The sequence below is a fragment of the Salinibacterium sp. genome (genome assembly GCF_031364185.1).
GTDB lineage: Bacteria > Actinomycetota > Actinomycetes > Actinomycetales > Microbacteriaceae > Rhodoglobus.
Genome location: NZ_JANLVV010000352.1, coordinates 1 through 12,177, shown reverse-complemented (window position 1 = coordinate 12,177; position 12,177 = coordinate 1). Strand labels below are relative to the sequence as shown.

Annotated in this window: 13 protein-coding genes; 11 read left to right on the top strand and 2 right to left on the bottom strand. The window is 64.9% G+C overall.

The genetic code is table 11. From position 1 onward, the window contains the following. A partial coding sequence (locus tag RMN95_RS15650) for a M1 family metallopeptidase (protein ID WP_309617835.1) occupies positions 1–847 on the top strand: 847 nt, incomplete at its 5' end. 102 nt (positions 848–949) lie between these two features. On the opposite strand, the gene RMN95_RS15645 is transcribed toward RMN95_RS15650, so the two are convergent. Then, positions 950–1,513, bottom strand: a complete 564-nt coding sequence (locus RMN95_RS15645) for a hypothetical protein (protein WP_309617834.1) — start codon at positions 1,511–1,513, stop codon at positions 950–952. 88 nt (positions 1,514–1,601) lie between these two features. Between RMN95_RS15645 and nadE the strand changes: the two genes are divergently transcribed. Together nadE and RMN95_RS15635 are read left to right on the top strand one after the other, a co-directional pair. Further along, on the top strand, positions 1,602–2,429 hold the full coding sequence (nadE, locus tag RMN95_RS15640) for an ammonia-dependent NAD(+) synthetase (RefSeq protein ID WP_309617833.1): 828 nt from the start codon (positions 1,602–1,604) through the stop codon (positions 2,427–2,429). After that, the gene (locus RMN95_RS15635) at positions 2,426–3,220 is read left to right on the top strand and encodes a carbon-nitrogen hydrolase family protein (RefSeq protein ID WP_309617832.1); all 795 of its coding nucleotides are present in this window, start codon (positions 2,426–2,428) and stop codon (positions 3,218–3,220) included. Before nadE ends, RMN95_RS15635 begins: the two co-directional genes overlap by 4 nt. A 30-nt stretch (positions 3,221–3,250) precedes the next feature. Here the strand turns inward: RMN95_RS15635 and RMN95_RS15630 are convergent, their stop codons facing one another. Continuing rightward, positions 3,251–4,450 carry an aminotransferase class I/II-fold pyridoxal phosphate-dependent enzyme gene (locus RMN95_RS15630; protein WP_309617831.1) on the bottom strand — a complete coding sequence of 400 codons (1,200 nt, stop codon included), beginning with the start codon at positions 4,448–4,450 and terminating at the stop codon, positions 3,251–3,253. Positions 4,451–4,704: 254 nt separating this feature from the next. Here RMN95_RS15630 and RMN95_RS15625 point away from each other — a divergent pair, with 254 nt between their 5' ends. The 8 genes from RMN95_RS15625 to RMN95_RS17200 all read left to right on the top strand — a co-directional run. Then, positions 4,705–5,250, top strand: coding sequence for a hypothetical protein (locus RMN95_RS15625; protein ID WP_309617830.1), 546 nt, complete (start codon positions 4,705–4,707; stop codon positions 5,248–5,250). Then, on the top strand, positions 5,244–6,086 hold the full coding sequence (locus tag RMN95_RS15620) for a hypothetical protein (RefSeq protein ID WP_309617829.1): 843 nt from the start codon (positions 5,244–5,246) through the stop codon (positions 6,084–6,086). The genes RMN95_RS15625 and RMN95_RS15620 overlap by 7 nt, the downstream gene beginning before the upstream one ends. 96 nt (positions 6,087–6,182) lie before the next feature. Then, complete coding sequence (locus RMN95_RS15615) at positions 6,183–7,709, top strand: trypsin-like peptidase domain-containing protein (protein WP_309617828.1); 1,527 nt, start codon at positions 6,183–6,185, stop codon at positions 7,707–7,709. A 102-nt stretch (positions 7,710–7,811) separates the two neighbouring features. After that, entirely contained in the window at positions 7,812–8,834 is a 1,023-nt protein-coding gene (locus tag RMN95_RS15610) for a glycosyltransferase family 2 protein (protein ID WP_309617827.1), read from the top strand. Between the two features lie 2 nt (positions 8,835–8,836). Then, entirely contained in the window at positions 8,837–9,631 is a 795-nt protein-coding gene (locus tag RMN95_RS15605) for a CDP-alcohol phosphatidyltransferase family protein (RefSeq protein ID WP_309617826.1), read from the top strand. Between the two features lie 41 nt (positions 9,632–9,672). Beyond that, a complete protein-coding gene (locus tag RMN95_RS15600; RefSeq protein WP_309617836.1) occupies positions 9,673–10,506 on the top strand; it encodes a glycosyltransferase in 834 nt (277 codons plus the stop codon). Positions 10,507–10,557: 51 nt separating this feature from the next. Next, positions 10,558–11,859, top strand: coding sequence for a CDP-glycerol glycerophosphotransferase family protein (locus RMN95_RS15595; protein WP_309617825.1), 1,302 nt, complete (start codon positions 10,558–10,560; stop codon positions 11,857–11,859). Between the two features lie 54 nt (positions 11,860–11,913). Continuing rightward, positions 11,914–12,177, top strand: a 264-nt coding sequence (locus tag RMN95_RS17200) for a type II toxin-antitoxin system ParD family antitoxin (protein WP_397545306.1), incomplete at its 3' end; no start/stop codon positions are given.

Here is a 12,177-nt window from a genome sequence, read left to right as displayed (position 1 = left end):
CCGGGTATCCGCCGAACAGGGGTACACGGTGGTCGGCACGGGCGTGCAGACGCATTACCGCGTGAGCTCGGGCCGCGGGCAGTGGGTGTTCGAGCAGGCCGAGCCGACGGCCAGCTACCTCGTCACGCTGCAGATCGGGCGTTACGTGCGTACCGAGCTTGCCCTTGGACGTGTTACCGGCGCTCTGGTGTATCCGCCAGCGCTCAAGGAGGGCGTGCTCGCAGACTTTTCCGGACTTCCCTCCATGATGGAGTTCTTCGAGGCCTCGTTCGGACCGTATCCGTTCCCGGAGTACACGGTCATCGTCACCCCGGACGTGCTCGAGATTCCTCTCGAAGCCCAGGCAATGGCGATCTTCGGATCAAACCACGCCGGCGGTGTGGGCCTGGTCGAGCGGCTCGTCGCGCACGAGCTGGCGCACCAGTGGTTCGGAAACAGCGTCGGCCTCGCCTCGTGGAAACACATCTGGCTCAACGAAGGTTTCGCCTGCTACTCAGAGTGGCTGTGGTCTGAACACCAGGGCGGGCCATCGGCGGATTCCCTGGCCAGGCAGTTTCGCCGGCACCTCGTCGGGCAGCCCGCCGACATTATCCTCGGCGACCCGGGAGCGGCTCTCATGTTCGATGATCGGGTCTACAAGCGCGGCGCCCTCACGCTGCACGCACTGAGGCGCACCGTCGGGGACGAGCCGTTCTTCGGGCTACTGCGCGAATGGGTTGCCACCTATCGCTTCGGGGTTGCCGATACCGACGACTTCAGGGCGCTTGCCGCCGGCTACGTCGAGGGCCCGCTCGAGCAGCTCTTCGACGGCTGGCTGTTCGGCACTTCGGTGCCGCGGCTGCCGTAGGGCGCCTTTCCGAGTCTCGCTTCACATCGACAGTGCAGTTGCTGCAGTTTTGCCGAGGGGTAAACCGCGGCAACTGCGCTGTCGATGCTGCGCACCCGCATCTCAGGCTCGCCAGGCGACCGTCGTCTGCAGGTCGCCAGCGAGCTCCGGATGCCACAGCTCGTACCGCGCGTCGCCCACCGTCGCGCTCACTCGCGTGACGTTCACGCCCCGGGGGTCCACGCGCAGCCCCTGCCCGTCGGCCTTCAGGGCCGCTTCGACGCTGGTCCAGTGCCGGATGCCGCCTCCGCCGGCCACGTCCGCAATGGCAGCGTCCCGCTCGGCCGTGCCCCCGAGCGGCTCGACGTCGACCCCAACGCTCCCCTCGAGTGCTGCGACCGCAACGATCGCCGCGGCACAGCGCGACAGGCTCACGGTTAGCCCCGGGATGCGCGGCTGGCCGTGCGGCCCGCCGCAGTCCGGGCAGGTGGCGCTGAGCGGCACGGCTGCCGGGTCGAGACACAGAAGTTCGCCCGCGAGCTCGCGCAGCAGCATCCTTGCCTGGATAAAGCCGCGATCACCGACCCGGGTCAGTTCCTCGGGGCTGAGCACTGCGAGCGACGGCGTCGTCGGGTCAAGACTGGGGCGCTGCCACCGGATCCGGATGAAGTCTGGCAGGTACGTCACGGCCTGATATTACCTATCACAGGTGTAACACAGGCGGTCGTAATGCGCACGACACACATCCCGCTCGGGGTGGAGGTAAATTTGGTAAATGACACCTCTCCAGGCACGAATCATCTACGACCTGAATGTGCAGCCCGCCATTGTTGAGGCTGACCAAGTGCGGATGCGCATCGACTTTCTCAAGGAGTACCTTCGCTCCAGCGGCGCTCACGGCTTCGTGCTCGGCATCAGCGGAGGGCAGGATTCCTCGCTCGCCGGGCGGCTTTGCCAGCTCGCTGTGGCCGAGTTGCGCGCCGAGGGTACGCAGGCCGAGTTCACGGCCGTGCGGCTGCCGTACAACCTTCAGGCTGACGAGGATGACGCGCAACTCGCGCTGACCTTCATCAGCCCCGACCACCTGGTCACGTTCAACATCCGCCGCGCCGTCGACGGTATCGAGGCCGAGTATCTCGATGCGATGGGCGCCGAGATGCTCGACTTCACCAAGGGCAACGTCAAGGCGCGGTCCCGCATGGTGGCGCAGTACTCGCTCGCTGGCCAGTCGAGCCTGCTGGTCGTGGGCACCGACCACGCAGCAGAAGCCGTCACCGGGTTCTTCACCAAATTCGGCGACGGCGGCGCCGACATCCTGCCCCTGACCGGCCTCAATAAACGCCAGGGTCGCTCGCTTCTCAAGCATCTCGGAGCACCCGAGCGCCTATACCTGAAGGCGCCAACCGCCGACCTGCTCGACGATACTCCCGGCCAGACCGATGAGGCGAACCTGGGCCTCAGCTATGCCGACATCGACGACTATCTGGAGGGCAAACAGGTCGCCGAAGGAGTGGCGGTGGCCATTGAGACGCGCTACATCAACACGCGGCACAAGCGCACGGCGCCGGTCTCGCCGTTCGATGACTGGTGGCATTCCGCGTGAGTTTCGTTGCGGTGTGCCAGTTCGCTCCCGGCCCGGATGCGGTTGCCAATCTGGCCGTCATCCACTCGTTTGCGAGTTCGGCGGCATCACGCGGGGCGACCCTCGTCGTCTTCCCGGAATACTCCTCCTTCTTCGAGATCGAGGCGGGCGCCGCATCGATTGCCGCCTCCGAGCCGCTCGACGGGCCATTTGTCGACGCGCTGTGCTCGATCGCGGTCTCCCTGGGAATCCACCTGGTGGCAGGCATGCTGGAAACAGTGGATGCCTCGCACTTCTCCAACACGATCGTCGCCGTCTCACCGGCCGGGGTCGTCGAGGCCACCTATCGCAAGCTGCACCTCTACGACGCGTTCGGGCAGCAGGAGTCTGACATCGTGCGCGCCGGGGATATTGCGCCGCCCGAGACCTTTGCGTGGGAGGGGTTCACCGTCGGGATGCAGACCTGTTACGACATTCGGTTTCCGGAGGTGTCGCGCCGGTTGGTCGACGCCGGCGCCGACCTTGTGCTCGTGCCTGCGGAGTGGGTGCGCGGCCCGCTCAAGGAGCATCACTGGCGCACGCTCGTCACCGCCCGCGCGCTGGAAAATACGATCTACGTGGCTGCAGCAGATCATGCCCCGCCGATTGGCGTGGGCAACAGCATGGTCGTCGACCCGATGGGCGTCGAGTTGGTGACGATCGGCGAGGAAGCCGGTATCGCGGTCGCGGAGGTCTCGTCCGAGCGCGTCGCTGCCGTCCGCCAGATCAACCCGGCGCTCGCGTTGCGCCGGTTCGGCACCCACCCGCTCTGACGCGCTGCGGCTCGCTCAGGCAGTCGAGCGTTAGGCGAGCGTCAGCCCGGCCAATTGGCTCGCCGCGCGCTCGAGCAGCTCGACCTTCTTGCAGAATGCAAACCGAAGGAGGGTCTCAAACCCGTCGCGGCGGTCCGGATGCACGAAGGCGCTCACAGGAACAGCAGCGACCCCGGCGAGGGCGGGGAGGGCGCGACAGAACTCGGCCGCATCGGTGACGCCGAGCGCAGCGGCATCCGCAATCACAAAGTAACCGGCCTGGGGCGCGCTGACCGTGAAGCCGGCCTGGGTGAGCCCGGCACTGAGAATGGCGCATTTATGCTGAAGAGTGGATGCCACGGAGCGGAAGAACTCGTCGGGCAGCCCCAGCCCCACCGCAATGGCTGGCTGGAACGGTGCTCCGTTGACGTAGGTCAGGTATTGCTTGACCGCGAGGGTCGCCTGGATGAGCGGCTCGGGCGCGACGATCCAACCGATCTTCCAGCCGGTAACGCTAAACGTCTTGCCGCCGCTCGAGATGGTGACCGTGCGCTCGAATGCGTCCGGAAGGCTGGAGATGGGAATGTGCTCGACCCCGAAGGTGAGGTGTTCGTACACCTCATCGGCGACGATGATCGCGTCATGGGCGTGCGCCAGCTCGACGATGAGCTCGAGAGTGTCGCGCGGCAGCACGGCGCCGGTCGGGTTGTGAGGGCTATTGATCAGGATGAGACGGGTGCGGTCGGTGATCGCCGTGCGCAGGTCATCGTGATCGGGCTGAAAGTGCGGTGCGCGCAGTGGCACCGTCACGTGGGTGGCCTTGCCGTAGGCGATCATGGCGCCATACGCGTCGTAAAAGGGCTCGAGTGTGACGACCTCGTCGCGTTCCACGGTGAGTGCCATGATGGTCGCGGCGAGGGCTTCGGTGGCTCCGGCAGTGACGAGAACCTGCCGATCGGGGTCGATCCGCACTCCGTAGAACCGCTGCTGGTGCCGGGCGATCGCTTCGCGCAGCACCGGCATGCCGAGCGCCGGCGGGTACTGGTTGATGCCGTCCGTGATGGCGCGGCGGGCGGCATCCAGCACCTCAATCGGGCCGTCTTCATCGGGGAAGCCCTGCCCCAGATTTATTGCCCCCGTGCTGGCCGCCAGCGCAGACATCTCGCCGAAAATCGTCTGCCGCAGCTGGCCATCCGCCCCGAGCAGCATGGCACCGCGGGCGGCGCGCTCCCAGGACCCCGACACGTTCACGCCTCGAGCTTACGGCGACGGGCCGCACGCTACCCTTCCGCCCCTCCCCACTGCCAAATGAAGGAGATATGTGGGCGCTTGCCGTGATCATGCGGCGAAAGCCGCCGGATCGGCCTCAACTCCTTCATTTGGCAGGGATGAGACCGGTGACCGATCAGTGCCATGCGGGCGGGTACTCCTTCTAGCGAGGGTGCTGGCCTTAAGAGTGTGGAAACTTTCGGACGCACCCCGCCCGTCCGCGCTAGCGTGTGGGAATGCGCGCACCCACTTCGATTGCCGCCGTCGCGCTCGCCGTGCTGTTGTTGAGTGGATGCGTCCCGCAGCAGTCAACCAACACACCGACCCCGGAGCCCAGCTCAACCCCGGTGTTCGCCTCTGAAGAGGAGGCGCTGGCCGCCGCCACGGCTGCCTATGCCGCGTACGTGACGCTGTCGGATCAAATTTTTGTTGAAGGCGGTAAGGACCCCGAGCGGATGTCGTCTGTAGCTACTGGTGAATTCCTAAAGGCGTCCGTGGAAGGATTTGCCGAGGTGCAGGCCAAGGGCTGGGTGAGTACAGGCGGCACGGTCTTCCGAGGAGCCACATTGCAAAGTTATTCGGAAGTTGGAGGCAGGGAAGCAGTTGTCATCTACGTTTGCGAAGACATATCCGCTGTGGATGTCCTCGATAGCTCGAAGATTTCTATAGTTTCACCTGACCGTCCAAACTCGACAACTTTCCAAGCGACTTTTGATTCAGATGGCAATAGGCCCAGTCTTTTCCTGTCCAGCCGAGAGGTTTGGAGCAACGACCCATGCTGATGAGTTCATTGGCTCGTGTTGGATCCCTAGTTCTGGTCATATCCTCTCTTTCTCTGCTTCCCGCATCGCTAGCAGCGGGAGGTGAATGCTCACCTCAAGTTCATCAGACGACCGGTTGCCCCGGCGACGTATCCGCAGGAGTCGGCGACGAGGATGTCACACTCGGCATCGACCTCACTCAGCCGGGATCGCCCCAGCAGCCAGGCGGCGGCAACGGCAACGGCAACGGTGACGGCGTCGACGAGGGTTCAGCGGGCGATGACGGCGGCTGCAAGTTTCCTGTACTCAACGACAAGTGCCAGGGCTTCGGGCCAGGCAAAACAGTGCCGGGCGCGCCGGTTGTGCCGACCCAGCCGGTGACCCTCACGGACATCGCCAACTTTCGCCCGGTGGCGGGGGTCGCGGGGATGCAACCCAACGGCTGGATGATCGTGGGCCTGGACACGAACTTCTACTCCACGGGCGGCACGCAGGTTGTCGACGGCATGCTGCTGGGAACACCGGCGTCGGTGCGCTTCACGCCCGTCGGCTGGCGCTGGAGCTACGGCGACGGCACCACAGCCACGCTTGCCACTCCCGGCGGCACGTGGAAGTCGCAGGGCGTTGAAGAGTTTGACGCGACATCCGGAAGTCACATCTATCGAGCGCCCGGCACCTACATCATCGACCTTGCGGTGATCTACGCCGTCGAATACCGCTTCGCTGTGGGCCCCTGGAGCCCGCTCAACGGCACGCTAGCGGTGCAATCAAACCGACTCACAGCGACGGCGGGCGACGCCACCACCGTGCTGGTGGAGCGCGAATGCACGGCGAATCCGCGCGGGCCGGGCTGCTGACACGCTCGCCGAGAAACGGCGGTGGGCTCACAGCGCACCCAAATAGAATGCTCAGGTTCGCGGTGGATGCTTACACCGTCGAAAGGAGCAGTTCCCATGACCGAAACCCCCCAGGTGCCCGCCGAAGATGACTTTGCTGCTGGCAACCAGAACCCCACACCGGCAGGTACGGCCCCCCAGGATGTGACCGCCCCAGCGGCTCCGCTGCCCCCCGCAGTTCCAGCGACCGCGCCTATCGCGGCAACGGAGGAGGCGACCGCGACTGTCGCGGCAGCCGAAGGCGCTACGGCCCCGCTGTCCCCGGAGGCCACCGCGCCCTCCTCGGGGCTCGCGCCGCTGCCTCCCGTCTCAGGCCACCAGGGGCCGCCCCCGCCTCCCCATAAGGGCGATTCGTTCACCACTGCTGCCTCGCCGAAACGTAAGACCGCTGCTGGCCTCGTCGCCGCCCTTGCGGTCGGCGCACTGATCGGCGGTGTCTCCGGAGCCGGGGTAACGATGTGGGCTGGCTCGAACAATGTTTCGGCGCCCATCGTGAGCGGCGCGAGCCCCACAACGATCACCGTCAACGACACCAAGAGTGTGAACCAGATCACCGCGGTAGCCGCGAAGGCGTCACCATCCGTTGTCACGATCAACGTGGCATCCAGCAATTCTGGCGGAACCGGCTCGGGTATCGTCCTCAGCAAAGACGGCTATGTGCTCACCAACACCCACGTCGTCACTCTCGACGGTGCGGCGGGGGATGCGACGGTGAAGGTCACCACCAACGACGGACGACTGCTCAACGCAACTATCGTCGGCACCGACCCGATTTCAGACCTGGCAGTCATCAAGATTGGCGGCGTTGACGATCTGCAGCCCGCCGGGTTCGCCGACTCCTCCAAGCTGAATGTGGGCGACACCGCGATCGCGATAGGTGCGCCACTGGGGCTCGCCGGGACGGTCACCAATGGCATCATCAGTGCCCTGAACCGGAGCATCACGATCGCTTCGTCAGCCGTTCCCGAGCAGAGCGACAATACGGCGCCCACTCCCAACAGCCAGGACCCGTACGGGCTGTTCAATTTTGATGTGCCCGGGCAAACCCCCAGCGCAGCATCGTCGGCAACGATCGCTCTCTCAGTGATCCAGACTGACGCCGCCATCAACCCTGGCAACTCGGGTGGCGCGCTTCTGAACTCCGACGGCGAGGTGATTGGCGTCAACGTCGCGATCGCTTCAGCGGGCGGCTCTGGGGGAGGCGGCCAGTCCGGCAGCATCGGCGTGGGATTCGCCATCCCGTCAAATCTCGCTCAGCGGGTTGCGGACGAGATCATCGCCAACGGAACTGCCACGCACGGTCTGCTCGGAGCTTCGGTGGGTGACGTGACGGATATGGCCACGACTGCAGACAATCAGGTCGTCGGTGCTGTCGTCAAGGAGATCACACAGGGTGGTGCCGCTGCCGGCGCCGGACTCAAGGCGGGCGACGTCATCACCAGGCTCAACAGCATCCCGGTCACCGGAAAGACCGATCTGACCGCCCAGGTCAGAGCGCTCGCTGCGGGCGCTTCGGCAACAGTCACTTACGTTCGCGACGGCACCGCTGGCGAGTCGAAGGTGACCCTGGGAGAACTGAAGTAACGCCCAAGGAAGCGCGGGATCACCGGCAGACCGGCGATCCCGCGCCGTTCTCTGCCTCGCTGGTAGGCTCATAAACCCCACCAGATCGACGTATTGGACCACATGGCGCAGCAGCCCGACGCCCTCCCCGGCGTCTCGTACGTCATGCCGGTTCTCAATGAGGTGGAGCACATCGAGGCCGCCGTCGAGAGTCTCATCGCTCAGGATTATGCGGGACCTTTCGAGGTCGTGCTCGCCTTGGGGCCGAGCGTTGACGGCACAAACGACGTGATCGCGGCCATGGCGGAGGCCGACCCGAGGATCCGCCGCATCCCGAACGAACTGGGCTCGACGCCGGGCGGGTTGAACGCCGCCATCCGCGCTTCCAGCAACCCCGTGGTGGTGCGAGTTGACGCACACTCGGTGCTGCCACCCGACTACACGCGCATCGCCGTGGCGACTCTTCTGGAGACCGGCGCAGACAACGTGGGTGGCATCATGAAGGCTGTCGGCGAGACGGCATTCGAGAAGTCTGTGGCGCACGCCTACGGTTCGCCCGAGGGTCTGGGGGGCACGCAGCATCACGTCGGCGGCAAAGCGGGGCCGGCCGACACCGCCTACCTGGGCGTGTTCCGGCGTGAGCGACTTATCGAGGTCGGCCTGTTCGATGAGGGGATAAAGCGGGGCCAGGATTGGGAGCTGAACCGTAGGCTGCGTGCGACCGGAGGCACAGTGTGGTTTACCCCTGAGCTAACGGTGGTCTATCGACCACGATCGAGCCTGCGCAAACTCGTCCGCCAGTTCGTAGCGACCGGGATGTGGCGGGGTGAACTTGCTCGCAGGTTCGGGGCCGCCAACGGGCTGCGCTATTTCGTGCCACCGGTCGCGGTAGTCGGGATCCTCGCGACACTCGTCATCGGCGTGGTGGGCCTCGTCAGTGGTGCGGGGTGGCTGACGCTCGCGTTTGTAGTACCGGCGCTCTACGCGACCGTGGTGATCGCGGCATCCATCAGGGCAATGCGCGAAGGAATCGGCACCGGCCTCTGGTATCTCATAGTCTTGCCATGCATCCACTTCGGATGGGGGATCGGGTTTTTGCTCGGATTTCTGAAACTCACCGGGATCACCGAGCGCACGGGAAGGTGAGCATGGACGGCCGCCCTACCTCCATCGCCCAACTGCGTGAGGTGACACAGCCGCCCGAGGTGCGCCTGCGTGCGAACGCGGAACACTGGACGGCGTCGCTCTACCTTCGAGATCTCTCGCCGTATCTGACCTGGATGCTGCTGAAGACCAGCATCAGCGCCAATGGCGTGACCGGGCTCATGATTCTGGCGGGGTGGTCGACGGCTGCGGCCCTGTTGATTCCCGGGATCGGGGGAGCCGCGCTCGCCCTGGTGCTCGGCCAACTCCAGATGCTCGTGGACTGCTGTGACGGGGAGGTCGCACGCTGGCGCAACACGCGTTCTCCCGCCGGTGTATTTCTTGACAAGGTCGGGCACTACTCGACCGAGGCGCTCATCCCGATCGCCCTCGGCATTCGAGCCGCGGGGTGGCCGCTGGAATTGCCGGCCGACTTCGCCTGGACCACCGTCGGCTTCGCCCTGGCACTCGTAATCGTGCTCAATAAGGCCCTCAACGACATGGTGCACGTCGCCAGGGCGAACGCTGGCCTCGACAAGCTCAGCGACCGCAAGGGGGAGGCCGAACCCAGCCAACACCTCATTGCGACGCTGCGCAGGGCCGCACGGTTCATCCCATTCCACCGGCTCTACCACTCCGTGGAGCTCACGATGCTGGTGTTCGCCGCGGCCGTTGTCGGACTTTTCCTGCCCCCGCTAGCCTCCGAGCGCGGGCTGTTGCTCGCCCTGTTGCCGCTGGCTGTGCTGGCCCTCCTCGGTCATTTCGTTGCCATCATGGCGTCACAGAGGGTGCGATCCTGAGCTCGCACGACATCCCCACCGTCGGCGTGGTGTCGCTCTCAATGGGCAGGCGCCCGGATGACCTCGCTCGAGGTCTCGCCAGCCTCGCCGCCCAGACCGGAGTGCAGCTCGACGTGGTTGTGGTCGGCAATGCGTGGCAGCCCACGGGGCTCCCTTCGGGCGTAGCCGCGTTGTTCCTTCCCGAGAACATGGGCATCCCGGCGGGCCGCAACCTTGGGGCGGCCAGGGTGAGCGGCGACTTCATTTTCTTTCTCGACGACGATGCGAGCATCCCGTCTCCGACGTTTCTCGCCGACGCCGTCGCGACACTGCGGGCCGATCCAGGGATCGGGCTGTTGCAGCCGAGGGTGGTCGATCCTAGCGGGGCACCGAACCCGCGGCGATGGATCCCGCGCATTCGCAAGGGTGACGCCACCGAGTCCGGAAACGTGTTCTCGGTGTGGGAAGGGGCGACGCTGCTTCCCCGATCGGTGTTCGACGCCACGGGCGGTTGGGCCGACCCATTCTTCTATGCGCATGAGGGCATCGAGCTTGCCTGGCGGGTCTGGGACCAGGGGCTGCGGGTGTTGTACGCGGGTGACCTGGTGGCGAATCACCCGGCCATCGAGCCAACCCGGCACGAGTATTACTACCGCCTGAATGCGCGCAACAGGGTGTGGCTCGCGAAGCGGAACCTGCCGTGGCTGATCGTGCCGCTGTATGTGGGCAGCTGGACGGGCATCCAACTCATCCGGTCGGCACGACGACCTGCCGGGCTGCGAGCGTGGTGGGGGGGCTGGCTGGCCGGCTGCCGCGAGAATCCGGGCGGCCGCAGGCGCATCAAGTGGGTAACGGTGTGGCGTATGACCCGTGCCGGCCGCCCTCCCCTGATTTAATGAAGCGAATTCCGAGGCGGATGATCTGGTGCCGGGTTCAGGAAGGAACACATGTCGATTCGCCGTGATATCGGGCTCGCGACACGGGTGGTGAGAGACCTCATCCATTCGCGTAGCCAGCAGGCAGAGGTCGCTCGGCGATCTCGCAGTCACCCTCTGCCACCGCCCGGCTCGGTGAAGATCGCCGTGTATTTTGCCGACGCCGACGTTAATATGTACCAGCTTCGCCAGTGGTACGGCCCGCTTGCTGACCTCGCGTCCACCTGGCCGATCGCGATCATCGCCCGTTCGGCGGGCACCGCACTGGCGTTGTGGGACGAAGCTCCCGTGCCCGCGCACTACCTTCGCACGGTGGTCGACCTCGAGCGGTTCGTGCACGAACAGCAGATCAGCATCGTGTTCTACGTCAATCAGAACACCCGTAATTTCCAGATGTTCAGGTACGGCCGCATGTGGCACGTGTTCATTAATCATGGTGAGAGCGACAAGGTCTACATGACCACCAACCAGTTCAAGGCATACGACTACAGCTTCATTGCTGGCGAGGCCGCGTTCGAGCGCCTCAGCCATAAGCTCTGGGACTACGATCTGGCGAACCGAGCGATCATGATCGGTCGCCCGCAGGCCGATCACCTCGGGGGGGAGCTTCCCTTTGCGCCCGACGACCGCACGGTCATCCTGTATGCGCCGACCTGGGAGGGTGACCGTGCTGGCGCAACGTACGGATCGGTTGTCACCCACGGCGTGGCTCTCGTCTCGGCACTGTTGGCCACGGGTGTGCACCGCGTGATCTATCGCCCTCATCCGCGCAGCGGGGTCGTCGACCCCGAATACAAAGCCGCCAACCTTTCGATCATCGCGGCGATCGCGCGGGCCAACGCCCTTGACCCCGGCGCCGAGCACGTATTCGATGACAGCCCACAGCTTGACTGGCAGCTTTCCGCGGCGGATGTCGCAGTAACCGACATTTCCGCGATGGTCTATGACCGACTGGCTACCGGCAAGCCGCTCATCATCACGCGACCGTCGGGGGAGGCGGCAGAGGTAGACGAGACCGGATACCTCGGTGCGGCGGAGTGGCTCACAGCGGACGACGCATCCGGCATCGTGGCGATCATCGAGCGCGTCCAGGTAGACGAAGAGGCTCGCCGCCGTTTGCAATTCTGGGTCGAGCGCCATTTCGGTGACACGTCTCCGGGCTCGGCAACCCGTCGTTTCAGGGATGCCACCGCGCGCCTGATGGAGAGGTGGGAGGAGCACCGTGCGATTCACGACGCCGATGACGATGATGACGACGACTTCGACGACGACTCGCTCGATGATTCAGAGGAGGACTCGACGGAGGAGCGGTGACCGATGTGCCTGGCGTCACGACAGATCAGCCATGGTTGGTCGTACTGAAGTTGCATTGCAGTATGCAAAATCAGCATCAGTCTGCCCGATGAGGATCTGGCGTTTCTCGATATTCAGGCAGCAGCGGGCCGCTACCACTCTGGATCCGCCGTGATTCTCACGGCGATGCGACTAAGTGATCGCGCCAATAGGTGCGGTCATTTCCGACCAAATGAAGGACAATCCCGCTCCGGGTCCCTGGTTTCCGGGGCTCACCACACACTCGAGCGAAATTCTCCTTCATTTGGCTGCAGCCTATTGGCGCGATCTCTAATGCGG

Coding starts and splice junctions, on each gene's coding strand:
- RMN95_RS15610 (WP_309617827.1), top strand. CDS start 7,812: ATGGCGCAGCAGCCCGACGCCCTCCCCGGCGTCTCGTACGTCATGCCG.
- RMN95_RS15625 (WP_309617830.1), top strand. CDS start 4,705: ATGCGCGCACCCACTTCGATTGCCGCCGTCGCGCTCGCCGTGCTGTTG.
- RMN95_RS15615 (WP_309617828.1), top strand. CDS start 6,183: ATGACCGAAACCCCCCAGGTGCCCGCCGAAGATGACTTTGCTGCTGGC.
- nadE (WP_309617833.1), top strand. CDS start 1,602: ATGACACCTCTCCAGGCACGAATCATCTACGACCTGAATGTGCAGCCC.
- RMN95_RS15595 (WP_309617825.1), top strand. CDS start 10,558: ATGTCGATTCGCCGTGATATCGGGCTCGCGACACGGGTGGTGAGAGAC.
- RMN95_RS15605 (WP_309617826.1), top strand. CDS start 8,837: ATGGACGGCCGCCCTACCTCCATCGCCCAACTGCGTGAGGTGACACAG.
- RMN95_RS15600 (WP_309617836.1), top strand. CDS start 9,673: ATGGGCAGGCGCCCGGATGACCTCGCTCGAGGTCTCGCCAGCCTCGCC.
- RMN95_RS15620 (WP_309617829.1), top strand. CDS start 5,244: ATGCTGATGAGTTCATTGGCTCGTGTTGGATCCCTAGTTCTGGTCATA.